The following is a 17,072-nucleotide window of genomic DNA, read 5'->3' on the forward strand; positions in this document are numbered from 1 at the left end:
TTTTATCCTTGGCGGGGGGTGTAAATCAAAAATGGAGAGCGCCTAGTTCCTGACGGTTAGTAGCAATATCTTTGGGTTGTAGTGAACCATTCCCATTAGGGGAAGTGCAACCCAATGCTTGCAAGTCAGCTTCCATCATCAAGGATACAAGTTCTGGAAAGGTTACAGAAGGCTTCCAACCTAACTTTTGCTGTGCCTTGGTAGGATCACCAATCAACAAATCTACCTCAGCAGGGCGCAGATAACGATCATCAAACTGCACATAATCTGCCCAGTTGAGATTCACATAGCCAAAAGCTAATTCGAGAAATTCGCGCACCGAGTGAGTTTCACCCGTAGCAATGACGTAATCATCTGGCTGGTCTTTCTGCAACATCAACCACATAGCTTTTACGTAATCTTTGGCGTAACCCCAGTCCCGCTTGGCATCCAAATTGCCCATATATATATTTTTCTGTTTTCCAGCAAAAATGCGGGCTACTGCTCTAGTGATCTTACGGGTGACAAAGGTTTCACCTCGACGGGGTGATTCGTGGTTGAAAAGAATGCCATTGCAAGCAAACAAGTTATAAGATTCTCGATAATTCACTGTTTGCCAGTGGGCATAGACTTTAGCGCAAGCGTAGGGACTGCGGGGATAAAAGGGTGTTGTTTCACTTTGGGGAACTGCTTGCACGAGGCCATACATTTCCGAAGAACCTGCTTGGTAGAACCGGACTTGAATCCCTGTACGTTGTTGGTAGTCGCGGATAGCTTCTAATAACCGTAAGGTTCCCATGCCCACTGCATCTACAGTATATTCTGGAGAATCAAAGCTGACTCTGACATGAGATTGAGCGCCTAAGTTGTAGATTTCTGTAGGCTTGACTTCTTCTAAGATCCGACGCAGTGTAGTACCGTCTGTCAAGTCACCATAATGAAGTAATAATTTGACCCCATCTTTATGAGGATCTTCGTAAATGTGGTCGATGCGATCTGTGTTAAAGGTAGAGGTACGGCGAATAATCCCGTGAACTTCATAACCTTGTTCTAGCAAAAATTCACTCAGATATGAACCATCTTGACCAGTGATACCAGTAATCAACGCTCGTTTTTGTTCTGTCATGCCCAATTATCCCTTGTTATTGAAGTTCTAAAAGATACAGCCAATCCTATGTAAATTAGCAATAAAAATTAGCAATAAGTTGCTAAAATTGCCTGATGTTAAATATACAAGTCTTAGTTGCTATCAAAGCTTAAATGTCAACTACTATACTTAACAAAAAGCACTTTGACAAGTTAGTTTCTCATGATCCGAGTCTAAATTTTTAGTATTATTTTATATATTTTTGAATCTTTGCCAAAATTTCATGGATTATTGATGTTTATAAAAATTTAATAAAATTAATAGCAGGAGGCAGGAGGCAGGAGGCAGGAGGCAAGAGGCAGAAGTTCTTTAATTTTGACTTTTGACTTGATTTGTCTCCCCATCTCCCCAGACCCTACCATGTCCCGATCACGGTTATAACTAGCAATCTGGGTTAATATGCGCCATTATTGTTGGGTATGATGACCACATTAATGGTTTTCAAGATGATGCATAAATCTAGCCAAAAATTTCTGAATTTGACATAATGCAGGTCTATTTGGATTCGACGGGGGTAAGGAATATCATTACGTCCAGACACTTGCCATAATCCAGTAATTCCCGGACGGATGGTTAAAATTTCATCGATGTGACAGCCATATTTTGGTAATTCTTCCACTACTAGGGGTCGTGGACCGACTACACTCATATCCCCCTTTAAAACGTTCCAAAACTGCGGAAATTCGTCCAAGCTAGTAATTCGCAGGAAGTGACCAATTTTGGTAATCCGGGGGTCTTGTTTGAGTTTAAAAGTACTGGCAAATTCCTGGCGCAACTCTGGGGATGTTTCCATCATTTGGACGAGAATTTCATCTGCGTTGCTGACCATAGTGCGGAATTTAATACATTTAAAGCGGTGATAGTTTTTACCAACCCGTTCTTGGACATAAAAAATTGGACCCTCTGAGCTTACAGCAATCAGTAAGGCCAAGATTATGTATATTGGGAAAAACAAGATCAAAACCGACAGCGAAAATGCAATATCGAACAGTCGTTTGGCAAACTCTCCGTTTAAATCCTGAAAAACCAAACCTCTAGGTTTTACCTTGGGGGGTTTAGCTTTTTGACCACGTTTTGCTAAAGTATGCGTCGAGGCACTAGCATCTTTACGTGGGTATCGCTTGCCGGAGAGGAGTGAACTCTGGGCAGTCATCATACTCCTTAATAATCCACACCACACATAGTCCCGATCTTAAAGCTAAAAGGCAGTGATTCTGGGGTAAAATTCCCAAAAGCCTAGAAAAGAAATACAAAAATCCTGACTATTACTTCAGGTAAGGTCTTTTTTCTTGACACTGATTAAGAAAATCTAGATAGCGATCTGCAAAAACCTGTCTGGAAAACTGAGTTGAGTGTATTTTTATATACTCATATTTTAAAAAATCCTGATAGGCTTCAAATTTTTCTACGGCCTCCACCAAAGCTGCTACGGTTTGTTCTTTAAAGAATATACCTGTTCCTGTATCTAAACAAGTGCGAATATCTCGCACAGTTTCAATAGCACCACCTGCACCGTAAGCAATAACTGGAGTGCCACAGGCTTGTGCTTCTACTAAGGCTATGCCAAAATCTTCACAAGCTGCATAGACAAAGGCCTTAGCACGAGCCATATATGTTTTTACCACTTCCTCTGGTTGCCATCCCAGTATTTGAATATGAGGATTTGCGATCGCTTGCAGATGTTTCATTTCAGGTCCTGTACCAATCACCACCAATGGTCGTTTTAGCTGATTAAAAGCCTTGACAATCAAGGATACTTGTTTGTAGCTGACTAATCGGGAAACGATCAGATAAAAATCTTCTTTGTCCGATGAAAAGGGACAGTTTTCGATATTTACTGGTGGATAAATGACTTTTGCTTCTCGTCGATAGCAACGCCAAATCCGTCGGGCTGTATGCTGGGAGTTGGCAATGAAGTAATCAACGCGGTTGGCACTCAATACATCCCATTGACGTAAACTATGCAATAAGTATTTTGTGATCCATCCTATTCCGCCTTTTCCTAGTTTGCTTTGGTTGAGATAATCAAAGGTTAAGTCCCAAGCATAACGCATAGGACTATGGCAGTAACAGATATGCAGCTGATCAGGGGTTGTCAGGATGCCTTTGGCTACAGCGTGAGATGAAGATAGAATCACGTCATATTGCCGCAAATCTAGTTGCTCGATGGCCAATGGTAACAAGGGCAGATATTTCTGTACACCTTTGTGGGCTGATGGCAAGTACTGGAGAAAGGTTTTACCAATCTGACGCTTGTAAAGATAACTTTCAGGATTGCTGGATTCAAAATCAATCAGGGCATATAAATCAGCATCAATGTGATTCAATATCTCCCTGACTACGAGTTCTGAACCGCCTGTGGCTTTAGGTGTCAGCCACTCATGAACCAAAGCATATTTTGAAGACATAGTTTAAAAATAGGGCATTGGGCATTGGGCATTGGGGCATTGGGCATTGGTTGATTAATCTTCCCCTGCTTTCCCTGCTCCCTTTCTTCTTCACTGTCACCTGTCACCTGTCACCTGTAACCTGATAACCTCAAAACAAGGGTGATATTGCCACCCAAGTTACTAAGGAATTGGGATTTTATGCGTATTCTGGTTATTGGTGGGACTCGGTTCATAGGTGTCTACTTGACTCAGCTACTGCTGAAAGCTGGACACGAGGTGGTGTTGTTTAATCGTGGTAATCATTCAGCGCCTGATGGTGTAGGACAAATTATAGGCGATCGCACTGACCCTAGCCAGTTAAAAGCCAAGTTATCACAAGAAACCTTTGATGTCATTTTTGACAATAATGGTCGAGAACTTGCTGATACTCAACCGTTGGCGGAAATTTTCCAAGGACGGGTAAAAAATTTTGTGTATATGAGTTCGGCGGGGGTATATCTGAAATCTGATCAAATGCCCCATATCGAAGGTGATACTGTTGATCCGAAGAGTCGTCACAAGGGTAAGCATGAGACGGAAGCTTACTTACAGCAATTAAGTATTCCTTTTACTTCGATTCGTCCAACTTATATATACGGACCCCAGAATTATAATCCTTTGGAAAGCTGGTTTTTTGATAGAATTATGCGCGATCGCCCGATTCCAATTCCTGGTAATGGGATGCACTTTACTCAATTAGGCCATGTTCAGGATTTAGCACAGGCAATGGTGCAGGTGATTGGTAATGAAAAGGCGGTTGGACAGATTTATAATATTTCTGGCGATCGCTTTGTGACTTTCGATGGTTTAGCCCGTGCTTGTGCTGTTGCTGCTGGTAAATCTGCCGATGACATTAAAATCGTGCATTACGATCCGAAAAAGTTTGATTTTGGCAAACGTAAAGCTTTCCCAATGCGGGTACAACACTTTTTTGCATCGGTAAATAAAGCGATGACAGAATTAAATTGGCAACCTGAATATGATTTAATTTCTGGTTTGCAAGATTCTTTGCAAAATGATTATTTAGCTAGTGGTGCAGATAAACAAGAGATAGATTTTTCTGTTGATGATGAGATTTTGAAAGCAGTGTAATAGGGGACTGGTGACTGGTAACTGAGTAATCAAATTTTTCCAATTACCAATCACCAATCACCAATTACCAGCCAAACAGATATGATAACTATTTAAACAGACATGATATTACAACCAATCACCTATTAATACAAAAGCTGACCAATAATATAGATGTTTAAATTTTTCTTGCTTGCTTTAAAATTTCTAGTTGAGCGCGACGCAATGCTTCAGTTGCACTAGATAATGTAGATTTTAATTCTGTAATATTTTCCTTTAAATCTATTTCAGATATAGGTTGTGAAAATGAAATTCATCCTTTAATTTTGAGGGTTTTAGCCCAGAATTCATAAGGTTTTCCGACTTTTTTCAAATTATCAATTCCCTCTCAATTCAGTGTTTTGTGCAGAAGTTGGTTTAAGTTTTTCGCTGTTATTTGAATTGGTAGGTATAGTGGGAGAATTAGGCACTTTACAACAATCAGTTACAGAAGCATTAACTAATTGTTGTAATTTCACAGATTCTAAAAGTTCATCCCATTCTGTTTTTGATTGAGGATTTTCACGCAATGATGCCAGAATTTCTAAAGTTTCATACCAAGCACCAAATTTTGCATACAATTTTGCTTGTTCTATCGGCTTGTGTTGTAGTTGCTTTACTTCTTCCAGTTGTTCTGAAGTTATAGCTATACGCTCAAGCCATCCTCTTGCTAATTTATCATCAGATGAATCTTCAGGATCACAAATGACTAAAAACTCCCAAGTATAAATTTTATGTGGTTGTAATTTCACTGCTTCTGGCAGATTTACTTTTACTATTCCCGCAGTATGAGATAGTAAAAAATTGGTGTTATACACTTCTGTTTTTGTTTTTTGTTCAAGAACACTAAATTTAACTTGTGTATCTGTGATAGTAGGAATATGCACATAAACCGAAGGGTTAGGAGCTACGCTTGTTGTAATGTTATTTATGGGTGCTATGGCCGTTATTTTGATTTTACTGGTATTAGTATCTGATGGTGTTGCTTCTTGGGCGAGGTTATCCAAGTCACAACCCCCTCTTCTTCCTCCTGGTGCCGTTCTTTCTGGCGCTCCCCGGTCGGCTACTGGTGGAAATTTAATGCTAACTTGGTATCCTTGGGTTAATTGCGCTCTACTCTGAGTTGATAAACTGGAGATGATGAATATAGCAGTTAACAATCTAACGACTAATTTTTTGGCGGTAAGTGAAGTATTTTTTCTCACCATAAATATTGCTCTAAGCAGATTATGAGAACAAGGGAATTTATTAAGATCTATGTACTAGATTTATTTGATTTAACTTGCTTAATTTGCTTTATTCAGTAATCATACCGCTTTTTGGCGGTAGTATATAGATAATTCCAGAAGCTATAGTTAAAATTACGGAAACCCAGAAGGCAATTAATGAAGGAAGTTGCCAAGCTGGTGATAAAGGTGCTATGAGTAGGGCGATCGCAATGATTTGACTGACGGTTTTTAATTTACCCCAAATATTTGCACCAGTGATAGTAGTTTGATTAACACGCCAACCTGCGATCGCTAATTCTCGTGCTAAAATTACAAATACTCCCCAAGCTGGTATTTTTCCCAATTCAACTAACACCAATAATGGTGCAAGTACCAATAATTTATCTACCAATGGATCAAGAAATTTACCTAAATCAGTAATTTGATTAAGTTTCCTCGCTAAATAACCATCTAACCAATCAGTTAATGCTGCTATTAAAAATATAGTTAAACATATCCATTGGGCTTGGGGTGTGGGAATATATAAACCATAAAGTAAAAATGGTATTCCCAAAAGTCTTGAAAAAGTAATCAAGTTTGGTAGATTCATGAAATTTTCAGGTAATGTTAAGTTGATGATTTCTATAATTTCAGCCAAGCAAATAATTGTCCCAAAGTCAAATGTAAATCACTAATTAAATCTGGAACTGGTAATATATCCGCTTCATTTTATAAATATATTGGTTGTTGATTTTGTGGATAAACTATAATATTACATTCTTCAGGATCAATTAACCAACCTAATCTAGTACCATGATTTAAACAATGTAAAATATTTTTAGTAGGTTTAGTTGCACTTTGTTCAGGAGAAAGGATTTCAATTGTCCAATCTGGATAGGTATTAAAAACATTAGCAATATTGCCTTTTTCATCTACGGGAATTCTTTTCCACGCAAATACAGCCACATCTGGAACTATGGAACGTCCACCAAAAGTACAGCGTAATTCTGGAAAAGCTAAAGCAATTTTTGGTGTTTCTACTAGATTATTAATAGCGTTAACTGATTTAGCTTGTAATCTGCTATGTTTACCTTGAGGCATGGGTTTTTGAATTATTTCTCCGTTGATATATTCGCTTGCTGGTTTAGTTTCTGGTAGTTGTAAAAATTCCTCTAAACTTAATTGACGGGTTGGTGTTGCTACCATAATATTTTTACCTCCTTTGTATTTAACCTCAAGTTTATCCTACAAAAGATTGCTAAATTAGGCTTTTAGTGTACTTGCATGGGATGATCTGTATTTTGAGATTATCCAAATCATACTATGACTGACAATACAGAATTTCGCATTGAACGGGACTCGATGGGCGATCGCCAAATTGCTAGTAATGTTTATTACGGCATTCAAACCCAACGCGCTATCGAAAACTTCCCCATTAGCGGTTTAAAGCCTTTAGCCACTTACGTAGATGCTGGGTTATATATTAAAAAAGCTACTGCAATTGTTAACGGAGAATTAGATTGTATTCCCGCAGATATCAGCAAAGCCATCATCCAAGCTACTGATGAAATTTTAGCAGGTAAACTCCGTGATCAATTCGTTGTTGATGTTTATCAAGCAGGTGCGGGAACTTCCCACCACATGAATATTAACGAAGTTCTCGCTAACCGTGCCTTAGAAATTCTGGGAGACGAAAAAGGCAACTACAAGCTGGTTAGCCCTAACGATCATGTAAACTACGGACAGTCCACTAACGATGTCATCCCTACCGCTATCCGCATCGGTGGTTTATTGGCACTTTCCCAAACCTTACACCCTGCTTTAGAAACAGCAATTTCCACCCTAGAAGCCAAAGCGGTTGAATTTCAAGATATTGTCAAATCTGGGAGAACCCACTTACAGGATGCTGTACCTGTGCGTTTAGGTGAAAACTTTCGGGCTTGGGCGCAAATTCTCACAGAACATCAAAACCGATTATACATTGCTTCTGGGGATTTGATGGTACTCGGTTTAGGTGGTAGTGCGGCTGGGACAGGAATGAATACCCATCCTCAATATCGTCAACGGGTAGTAGAAGTGCTTTCCCAACTATTAGAAATGCCTTTAGAACCGGCACCACATTTGATGGCAGCGATGCAGAGTATGGGGTCGTTTGTGAATGTTTCTGGCGCGGTGCGAAATTTAGCACAGGATCTAGTAAAAATCTCCCATGACCTGCGGTTAATGGATTCAGGACCCAAAACCGGGTTTAAGGAAATTCAACTCCCTCCAGTGCAACCAGGTTCTTCGATTATGCCGGGGAAATATAACCCGGTGATGGCAGAGATGACATCAATGGTATGTTTTCAGGTGATGGGTTATGATCAGGCGATCGCTCTTGCAGCCCAAGCAGGACAATTAGAATTAAATGTAATGATGCCCCTCATTGCCTATAATTTAATTCACAGCATCGAGATTTTAGGGAATACAATTTCTGCCCTAACTAAAAATTGTATTCAAGGAATCACCGCCAACAAAGAAAGATGTGTAACTTATGCTGAAGGTAGTTTAGCATTAGTTACTGCCTTAAATACCCACATTGGTTATCTTAACGCTGCGGCTGTGGCCAAAGAATCTTTAGAAACAGGAAAATCTCTGCGTCAGATAGTTCTGGAAAAAGGTTTAATGACAGAAGCAGAATTAGCAACTGTCTTAGATTTGGAACAAATGAGCGCAATCGTTCCTCTGTAAATTAGTAGGGGTTTAGCATTGCTAAACCCTTGAGAAATTAAATACTTTCAGGACTTACGCAAAACAGAACGGAAGTAGGGGTAATTCATGAATTACCCCTACGCAAGAATCAGGTTTTGAGTTCAATCTTGCGTAAGTCCTAACTTTGTTTAAGCTCACGCAAAGACAAGGCAGCGCGTTGGGCGACTTTGCTGACTTGAAGCGACTGCCGCGCAGAGGCGCAAAGATAATATAATTAAAATACTCTCTTGAGGTTAGAGTTATGAAAACTATTCATGATTTAAAACAACTTTACGAAATTGATGATTCTCAATGGTTAGAAGAAACTATCAAATTGTTGAAAAATCAGCAATTTCAAAAATTAGACTTAGATAATTTAATTGAGGAGTTAGAAGATTTGGGCAAAAGAGATAGAAATGCTGTTGTCAGCCTTTTAGAACAGATTATCCGTCATTTATTACTACTGCAATATTGGACAAGTGAACAAGAAAATAATGCGGTTCACTGGCAAGGAGAAATTTATACTTTTAGAACTCAATTAAACCGCCGAATTAATACCACCTTGCGTAATTATTTAGAATCTGAATTAGATTCTATTTACAAAGATGCGTTAGGATTTGTGAAAATCAAAACTCAAAATTATGTGAATTTTCCCTCAAAATGCCCTTACTCCCTGGAGAAATTACTTGATATCGCCTGGGTTCCTGGTGAAATGTAATATAGTGTTATAGTATACGCAATTATTAATAATGTATGCAGACACCAAAACCCGCTGTTAGTTTAATTAGGGCTAAATCTTACGAACAAGAGGCTTTAAGAGAATCCTTGACAACGCTGCTAGAACCTTTAGGGGGAATAGCCGCTTTTGTGAAACCAGGAAACCGCGTTTTACTCAAACCCAATTTACTCACAGGTTCTCGTCCTACTAAAGAGTGTACCACCCGCCCAGAATTAGTTCGTGCAGTTGCCCAAATGGTGATGGAAGTTGGTGGTAAACCATTTTTAGGAGATAGTCCCGCTTTTGGTAGTGCTAAAGGTGTAGCAGAAGCAAATGGGTTATTACCAATTTTAGAAGAGTTGAATATTCCTATTGTGGAATTTCACGGTAAACGTTACCAAACCGTCAACGACAATTTTAATCATTTGCTTTTATCAAAAGAAGCAATGGAAGTAGATGTCATTATTAACTTACCCAAAGTTAAATCTCATATGCAATTAACTATAACTTTGGGTGTGAAAAACCTCTTTGGTTGTGTTCCCGGAAAAATGAAAGCTTGGTGGCACATGGAAGCGGGAAAAGATGCTAACCGCTTTGGGGAAATGTTAGTAGAAACTGCCAGGGCAATTAATCCAACTTTAACCATTTTAGATGGTATTATTGGTCATGAAGGTAATGGTCCGAGTGGTGGTGAACCTCGTGATTTAGGAGTTTTAGCAGCATCAAATAATGTATTTGCTTTAGATCGGGCAATGTTAGTAGTTCTCAAAGTTGATCCTCTGCAAGTTCCTACGATTGCCGCTTCTCAAAGATTGGGCATTTGTCCTGAACTCAGTGAAATTGAGTTTCCTAATTTATCCCCAGATTTGTTACAAATAGAAGATTGGCGTTTACCTGATCAGTTAATGCCGATTGATTTCGCTATGCCACGTGTGATTAAGTCCACCTTTAAGCATCTTTATATCCGCTTTATTAAAGAACCCATCAGTGCTTATGGTAAGGGATAAAAATTGAAATAGAATTGAAAACTACAGATACCTGACTTTTCAAATAAAAGGGGTATCTTTTTTTATGGTGAAAATTAATGGATTCAAAGGTTATATTTGATTTCTCGTTCTCATACTCTGTATGGTATGGAAATGAATTTTAGAAGGATATACCTTTAGGTAGAAGCAGAGTCTCTGGACAATATTCCCACTTAGACACTGGCAACGAGATAACGAGATAAAACTCCGTCTCTGGTGACACTTATTGTAATTTTCCGGAATACTCGTATCCTTAACTGTATCTACAGTTGAGCGATTGAAAATACCAAATATGCTTTGGGTAGGTTTAGCTAATCTTCTGGTGAATCAAACCTCAGAATAACGGCTCAATTAACCTAAACACAAGCATTTTCAGGTGTTAGACTGAAGAAAACTTCAGATTAACCTACTTGAATAGTCAAACGTGAAGTTAAATGCACAAAGTAATTAATAATTCTGTGACCGTGATCACTAAATCAGGTAATACTGATATAAATCAAGGCATTTTGTGAAAATATTAGTTACCCAATCAAGGATAAAATGATTGATATTTCATCTGTAACAAAAATACCATGTATAAAAACCTTCTGTTCCACTTTTGGAACTGGATAAGCTTATTAAAAGCTACAGACTTTACCTGAGAAAAATAGCTAAAATAGGAATGAGACTCTCTTTTTGGAGAGTGTAACTAGAAGTGATAGGAACAACCAGAATTTTGTATGAATTCAAATAGCCAGTCTGCCAATACTCCCGATACATATTCCCAACGTTTGGCAGACATTGTGGGAACTGCGATCGCTCTCGTAACCCTTACCCTACCGGTATTTATTATTTCCCACTATTCTTCACCTAATGTTCAGAATTATCAGCAAAACCTGACTTACCACTTAACCAGAAGCCAAAAGTAATAGTTTTTAAACTAAGTTTAATTGTGCTATAGCAATTCTAAATTAAACGTGATGGCGCAGCATGGCCTTAGCCAGACAACAAGATCCCCGATTTCTTAAAGAAGTCAGGGGTCTGCGTTTTTTGGACAAAGATTTTGGGAACAGATGCACAATTGTCCTAAAATCTTACACGGGGAACCAAACTGGGTTCTACCTAGATTAACTGTTAGCAAAGGAGTTTTGTTGTGGATTTATCTCTTATTCCTGCCCAACCTAAACCGGGTGTAATTAATGTTCTGATTGAAATTCCAGGCGGGAGTAAAAATAAATATGAGTACGATAAGGACTTACAAGCTTTTGCCTTAGACCGTGTACTTTATTCTTCAGTAAAATACCCTTATGACTATGGCTTTATACCCAATACCTTAGCTGATGATGGCGATCCGCTGGATGGTATGGTAATAATGGATGAACCAACCTTTCCAGGTTGCATCATTGCTGCAAGACCAATAGGTTTTTTGGAAATGATTGACGGTGGCGATCGCGATGAAAAAATTCTTTGTGTTCCCGACAAAGATCCACGCTATGCCCATGTAAAATCCCTCAAGGATATAGCTCCCCACCGCTTGGAAGAAATCGCCGAATTTTTCCGTTCTTATAAAAATCTGGAAAAGAAGGTGACACAAATTCTCGGTTGGCAAGATGCAGAGAGGGTTCAACCCTTAGTAGAGAAATTCATCGCGGCTGCTAAAAAATAATAGATGATGGGTAATGGGGATCGGGGACTGGGGAGATGGAGAGATGGAGAGGTTAATAAACCAATTACCAATTACCAATTACCAATTACCCGTTACCGATGTTACAATTTCAACAATGACCCATAAATCGGCTAAATAGAATCAAACTACTCCCGGTTGTTGCGGAACAACCCAAAACTAAATGCAGCGCACTCTCCTTTTGGCTAAAATTCATAACTGTACCCTCACGGGGGCAAATATTAACTACGTGGGTAGTATCAGCATTGATCAAGTTCTTTTAGATAAAGCTGGTATTTTACCTTATGAGCAAGTACAAGTAGTGAATAATGCTAATGGTCAGCGTTTTATTACTTATGCAATTCCGGCTCCAGCTAACTCAGGAGTAATTGAGTTAAATGGAGCGGCCGCACGTCTAGGCATTATCGGCGATCGCTTGATTATAATGACTTACGGGCAGTTTACACTAGAGGAGTTAAAACATTACTCTCCTACAGTTGTCATTGTGGACGAAAAAAACCGGATGTTGGAAGTACGAAACTACGATGATCTGCTCAGTAAGCTCTAATTTCAAGGAAAATGTCAAATATTGAGCGTTCTGATTCCCAAAGCTACGTCAATGATGAATTAACTCCTCCGCTTAATTACCTTGCTGGGGAGTTTTGGGTTAAATTTTGGGGTGTCCGTGGTTTAATACCCACCCCAAACAGTCATACCTGCCGCTATGGTAGTAATACTGCTTGTATAGAAATATATGTAGCAGGGCAACGCTTAATTTTTGATGGAGGTACTGGCTTACGCATCTTGGGGAAAATGTGGCAACAACAACAACAACAACAAGAGCCACTAGAAGCCCATTTATTTTTTACTAACTGCCAATCCAACCGTATCCAAGGATTTCCCTTTTTTGCTCCGGCATTTGTTGCCGATAATTGCTTTCATATTTACGGTACAGCAGCTTCAAATGGTGCATCAATCAAACAATGCCTGTGTGATCAGATGCTCCAACCTCACTTTCCTTACCCTTTACAGGTGATGCAGTCAGAGTTGCTTTTTTATAATTTGATTCCTGGCAATGCAGTGGAACTAGGTGAAGTAAAAATTAAAACAGCCTTAATTAATAAAGCTCAGAGATCAATTGGCTACAGGGTGAGTTGGGGAGACTATAGCATTGCCTACGCGACAGATTTACACAAGAGTCTTGATCTAGAAGAGCAAAACCAGATTTTACTAATTATTCAAGATGTTGATTTATTGGTTGTCAATGCTACCTATACTCCACCGACCGATAAAAATCATGAATATGCTGAATTACTCTGGAAAACTCCAGTGGATTTAGCTCAAGCTGCTGGTGTGAAAAAATTGGTGATATCTCACCATCACCCAGATGATGATGATGATTTTCTGGACAAAATTCAAGACGAAGTTAAGTCTGCTCTTCCCAAGGTGTTACTAGCTTATGAAGGTATGATATTACCTGTAGGGAAGAGGGAACAGGTGACAGGTGACAGGTGACAGTGAAGCCGAAAGGGAGCAGGGAGTAAGGGAGAAGATTTTTCCCAATTACCAATTACCAATTACCAAATTAGTTCTTGCAGTTTAGCAGCTACTACACCACTGCTAAATAATTCTCTGGCCTGGTCTACACCAGCTTGAATATCTGGACAAATGCCACTATGCCATAGGTAAAAACCGCCATTCCATAAGGCTGTTTGCATTAGTTCACTTGGTTCTCCAGCCATAACGGAGTGCATATCTTTGATTAGTTCTTCTGTAGTACCAAGGGGGACGTTTTTGGTGGTAAAGCCATATTCACGGGGTACGAGGTGTAACCGTGCCAATTCTTGTGTTTTTGATGAAGATAAGCCAATAATGGCAGTGCGATCGCGCGGTAAGTCACAACTACCTTCTAAACCTTTCACAAAAGTATATTTTGTTGTTCCACGCAATCCTAAAGCTACCTGAAACATGGTTTCTGTAGGTGGATGGACAAAACCGGCAATGATGTGAGCATCACCAGCGTAAGGACACCAAATTAACTCCATTGTCGCTAATGGTGGACGCTTACCAAGTTGATCACGGTATTGCCAAAGAGCTTGAGTTAATGGAAAATGCTGTGGTGTGTAAACAAAACCAATTCCTGTTTGCTCAAATACTTGCTGAGTTTGTCCTAGTGATAGAGTTGTCCAATCTACTCCCAAACCTTGCCAAATTTCAATTAAAGGTAAACCGTATTTTGTCGGATAGCGATCGCCTCCGTGCATAATTACAGGTTGTCCCGCAGATGCTAATAATAAAGCCGTAATAATATTAATTGGTGCAGTCCGAGTTCTACCATCATAGGGTATACCTAAAACTATTACAGGTTTTTTATTAGTATTGATGGGTTGCAGCTTTGGACCCAATTCTTCATAAGCATCCAACATTCCCGCTAACTCTTCACCAGTTGGACGTTTGATGCGGTGAGCAATCAAAAATGCGCCAATTTGCGCTGGTGTCGCTTCACCCAACAACATCATTTTCATAGCAGCAGCAGCTTCCGCACGAGTTAAACTCTCAGACGTGTGGCTGCCGCTACCTACTTTTTTTAATAATTCTCTAAATATATTAGACATTAGTCATTAGTCATTAGTCATTGGTCATTGGTCATTGGTTATTAGGGAAATTTCCTAGTCCCCAGTCCCCATCTTCCCTATCAAGAAGCAGAAAGTTTTTGGTCAAGTTGCGGGGGAATGTTTTCCTTAACTAGTTGCCAAAAGTGCTGAATAGGAGGAATTTGGAGACGGTCTTGAGTTGTTACCATAACTACCCGACGGGTCAAGCTCGAATTATCAGCTAAATTAGTGTTGCAGGCTAGAGGAAGAACTGCCAAACTAGGGTCACATCTTGCTTCTATTAATGCTGACTGGGGTAGCAAAGCAATTAGTTCCCCTTGACGGACTACTCCCCGAAAAGCATCTAAGGTGTTTACCTCCAAAGCTGCGTGTAGTGTGGCTTCTAGTCGCTCAAATCTATCTTGGATGAGGCGTTGCATCCCATATCCATCTTTAAATACCACTTGTGGATATTGAATTAAATCTGACCAAGGGATAGCTTCATGCTGCGCTAGGGGATGATTAGCTGCGGTTAAAACTTCTATCGGCTCTTCATATAGTACTTCTACCGCCATTTCTCTACCAGTGATTAAAAAGCGGTTATGCATGACAATTGCCAAATCTACCAAGCCGTCTTTGAGAACTTTCAGAGAGCGATCGCTACCTAATGATGTTACACGCAACTGCACATCTGGATAATTATGACAAAATTTTTGCAGAACTGGTGGTAAGTAAGACGCACACACCGAATGAATAGCCGCAATACACAATTCTGGCTGTTTTCCCGCTACTAAATCCGCCAACTCTTGTGTAGCAGTTTCCCATTCTTGGCAAATTTTGCGGACACGGGGTAGCAACCTTTCACCGCCTAGTGTCAGTTTGGCATGATTTGTTCTATGAAACAGTTCTACCCCCAAATCTGCTTCTAATCCCTGAATTTGTCTGCTGATAGTCGATTGAGTAACACCACACTGTCTTGCTGCTTGTTGAAAACTGCCCGTTTGCGCGATCGCTAAAAAAGCTTGCAACTGCTCTAGACGCATTTTAAGTAGTAGCCTGAATTAAATTTAAGGCTGTCATTCCCTAAAGGAATTTATCTCCTCAGTTTAGTAGATTTTGATACAAATTTTAGAATTAATTGGCAGTAGAGGAGCATTATTTAGAAGTCACTAGGAGTTTAGCACTACTGAACCTGTAGAGGAGTAAAGACAGCTTGATGCTTGATAGCGCAGCGTAAGCCATTTTTTGATGGAAATTTTGCACTTTATTTACCAACAATCGGATGTATTAAGTTGGTTTAACAAACACAGCACCGCTTTCAATCTTAGCTATGTAAGTTTTCAGTGGTTTTTCGGCTGGCCCTTCTTGTACCTTGCCATCACCACTAAATTCTGCATCATGACAAGGACAAACAAATTGATTTTTATCAGTTTTCCATGCAACTGTACAACCCTTGTGAGTACAAGTAGGATTAACAGCAATCAAATTTTTGGCAGTTTTGGATGTACCGACTACCAATACTGCACCCACTGGAGAATCTTGTACTAATAGTTGCCCAGTCTTGTTTAATTCTGTCACAGTACCTACCTTCTGCCAGTCTTGAGTAGCAGCCTGAGAAGGGGAAGATGCTGTTGTGGTTGTGTCGGTAGAACAGGCTGCAAGTGCGACAGGTAAGGAACTTGCTAATAAACCTAAACCTACCCAATTCAAAAATTCACGACGTTTCATAGATGTTGTAATTTATGGTTTTATTTTTAACTCTCAATCATTATTACTGATAATTTTTAAACTGTCATTATGGAATATTAAAGAACTTAATTTGTAGTGATTTAATTACTATAAATAATGGCTCTCCTAGACTGGGTATGATAATTTAATAAAAAATAATGGTTGAAAACATTGTGATGCAAGGAGTGTATCAATATAAAACCAGGACTTACGCAAAACAGCACGAAAGTAGGGGTAATTCATGAATTACCCCTACGCAAGAATAAGGCTTTCAGTCCTATCTTGCGTAAGTCCTAAAAACAACAGATTTAATAAAAATAAATTTTAATTTTATTGAATCTCTCGCTACATAATGAATTCAAGCAAGTATTATTATTAAGTTTTCATGTCTAGTCTGGGAGAGCCTAAATAATTTAATTAATAATATGTCCATTAACATCATCAAAGAACATATCGAAATCACTCCTGGTATTTGTGGAGGAAAACCGCGCATTGCTGGACATCGTATCCGAGTTCAGGATATTGTGATTTGGCATGAACAAATGGGAATGTCTTCTGATGAAATTATCTACCATTATCCTAGTATTACTTTATCTGATGTCTATGCGGCTTTAGAGGATGTTTGAAAAGCGAATATAATTCGCTACTACACAAGCGCAGTCCACCTTCGTGGACTAATGAAAAATCAAGGCTTCTGAACCCACGAAGGTGGGTTTTGTCTGTGTAGCCGCGATTTATAATCGCTTGCAAATTATTTCTCAG

The 17,072-nt window shown here is 39.3% G+C and carries 17 protein-coding genes and 1 pseudogene; 9 read left to right on the top strand and 9 right to left on the bottom strand.

The window, feature by feature from the left end:
- Positions 1–25: 25 nt before the first annotated feature.
- The 3 genes from gmd to H6G06_RS10415 form a co-directional block, all read right to left on the bottom strand.
- Positions 26–1,105, bottom strand: coding sequence for a GDP-mannose 4,6-dehydratase (gene gmd / locus H6G06_RS10405; RefSeq protein ID WP_190559710.1), 1,080 nt, complete (start codon positions 1,103–1,105; stop codon positions 26–28).
- Positions 1,106–1,520: 415 nt separating this feature from the next.
- On the bottom strand, positions 1,521–2,279 hold the full coding sequence (locus tag H6G06_RS10410) for an undecaprenyl-phosphate galactose phosphotransferase family protein (RefSeq protein WP_190559868.1): 759 nt from the start codon (positions 2,277–2,279) through the stop codon (positions 1,521–1,523).
- 112 nt (positions 2,280–2,391) lie between these two features.
- Positions 2,392–3,534 (bottom strand): glycosyltransferase, encoded by a 1,143-nt coding sequence (locus tag H6G06_RS10415; RefSeq protein ID WP_190559712.1) that lies wholly within the window; start codon positions 3,532–3,534, stop codon positions 2,392–2,394.
- Positions 3,535–3,714: 180 nt separating this feature from the next.
- On the opposite strand from H6G06_RS10415, the gene H6G06_RS10420 reads away from it, so the two are divergent.
- Positions 3,715–4,647 (top strand): NAD-dependent epimerase/dehydratase family protein, encoded by a 933-nt coding sequence (locus tag H6G06_RS10420; protein WP_190559714.1) that lies wholly within the window; start codon positions 3,715–3,717, stop codon positions 4,645–4,647.
- A gap of 356 nt (positions 4,648–5,003) precedes the next feature.
- Here H6G06_RS10420 and H6G06_RS10425 read toward each other — a convergent pair whose 3' ends face one another.
- The 3 genes and pseudogenes from H6G06_RS10425 to H6G06_RS10435 form a co-directional block, all read right to left on the bottom strand.
- The gene (locus H6G06_RS10425; RefSeq protein ID WP_190559716.1) at positions 5,004–5,873 is read right to left on the bottom strand and encodes a DUF928 domain-containing protein; all 870 of its coding nucleotides are present in this window, start codon (positions 5,871–5,873) and stop codon (positions 5,004–5,006) included.
- A gap of 88 nt (positions 5,874–5,961) precedes the next feature.
- A complete protein-coding gene (gene pgsA, locus H6G06_RS10430; RefSeq protein WP_190559718.1) occupies positions 5,962–6,483 on the bottom strand; it encodes a CDP-diacylglycerol--glycerol-3-phosphate 3-phosphatidyltransferase in 522 nt (173 codons plus the stop codon).
- Between the two features lie 32 nt (positions 6,484–6,515).
- A pseudogene (locus tag H6G06_RS10435) lies at positions 6,516–7,079 on the bottom strand (Uma2 family endonuclease).
- A 117-nt stretch (positions 7,080–7,196) separates the two neighbouring features.
- Here H6G06_RS10435 and H6G06_RS10440 point away from each other — a divergent pair.
- The 7 genes from H6G06_RS10440 (at position 7,197) to H6G06_RS10470 (ending at position 13,503) form a co-directional block, all read left to right on the top strand.
- Positions 7,197–8,603, top strand: a complete 1,407-nt coding sequence (locus tag H6G06_RS10440) for an aspartate ammonia-lyase (protein ID WP_190559720.1) — start codon at positions 7,197–7,199, stop codon at positions 8,601–8,603.
- Positions 8,604–8,865: 262 nt separating this feature from the next.
- Positions 8,866–9,321, top strand: a complete 456-nt coding sequence (locus H6G06_RS10445) for a DUF29 domain-containing protein (protein ID WP_190559722.1) — start codon at positions 8,866–8,868, stop codon at positions 9,319–9,321.
- Between the two features lie 35 nt (positions 9,322–9,356).
- Positions 9,357–10,328, top strand: a complete 972-nt coding sequence (locus H6G06_RS10450) for an Npun_F2552 family protein (protein WP_190559724.1) — start codon at positions 9,357–9,359, stop codon at positions 10,326–10,328.
- A 737-nt stretch (positions 10,329–11,065) separates the two neighbouring features.
- Entirely contained in the window at positions 11,066–11,254 is a 189-nt protein-coding gene (locus H6G06_RS10455; RefSeq protein WP_190559725.1) for a TLTLP motif-containing protein, read from the top strand.
- 224 nt (positions 11,255–11,478) lie between these two features.
- Positions 11,479–11,991, top strand: coding sequence for an inorganic diphosphatase (locus tag H6G06_RS10460; protein ID WP_190559727.1), 513 nt, complete (start codon positions 11,479–11,481; stop codon positions 11,989–11,991).
- Positions 11,992–12,172: 181 nt separating this feature from the next.
- A complete protein-coding gene (gene panD / locus H6G06_RS10465) occupies positions 12,173–12,556 on the top strand; it encodes an aspartate 1-decarboxylase (protein ID WP_190559729.1) in 384 nt (127 codons plus the stop codon).
- An 11-nt stretch (positions 12,557–12,567) separates the two neighbouring features.
- Positions 12,568–13,503 carry an MBL fold metallo-hydrolase gene (locus tag H6G06_RS10470; RefSeq protein WP_190559731.1) on the top strand — a complete coding sequence of 312 codons (936 nt, stop codon included), beginning with the start codon at positions 12,568–12,570 and terminating at the stop codon, positions 13,501–13,503.
- A gap of 62 nt (positions 13,504–13,565) precedes the next feature.
- On the opposite strand, the gene H6G06_RS10475 is transcribed toward H6G06_RS10470, so the two are convergent.
- The 3 genes from H6G06_RS10475 to H6G06_RS10485 all read right to left on the bottom strand — a co-directional run bounded on the left by H6G06_RS10475 (position 13,566) and on the right by H6G06_RS10485 (position 16,310).
- The gene (locus tag H6G06_RS10475; protein ID WP_190559733.1) at positions 13,566–14,603 is read right to left on the bottom strand and encodes an anthranilate phosphoribosyltransferase family protein; all 1,038 of its coding nucleotides are present in this window, start codon (positions 14,601–14,603) and stop codon (positions 13,566–13,568) included.
- An 80-nt stretch (positions 14,604–14,683) separates the two neighbouring features.
- Complete coding sequence (locus tag H6G06_RS10480; RefSeq protein WP_190559735.1) at positions 14,684–15,625, bottom strand: LysR family transcriptional regulator; 942 nt, start codon at positions 15,623–15,625, stop codon at positions 14,684–14,686.
- 244 nt (positions 15,626–15,869) lie between these two features.
- Positions 15,870–16,310: a QcrA and Rieske domain-containing protein gene (locus H6G06_RS10485; RefSeq protein ID WP_190559737.1), complete on the bottom strand. Its 441-nt coding sequence runs from the start codon at positions 16,308–16,310 to the stop codon at positions 15,870–15,872.
- Positions 16,311–16,735: 425 nt separating this feature from the next.
- On the opposite strand from H6G06_RS10485, the gene H6G06_RS10490 reads away from it, so the two are divergent.
- Complete coding sequence (locus tag H6G06_RS10490; protein ID WP_190559739.1) at positions 16,736–16,936, top strand: DUF433 domain-containing protein; 201 nt, start codon at positions 16,736–16,738, stop codon at positions 16,934–16,936.
- Positions 16,937–17,072 lie beyond the last annotated feature (136 nt).

The organism is Anabaena sphaerica FACHB-251, from assembly GCF_014696825.1.
Lineage (GTDB): Bacteria > Cyanobacteriota > Cyanobacteriia > Cyanobacteriales > Nostocaceae > RDYJ01.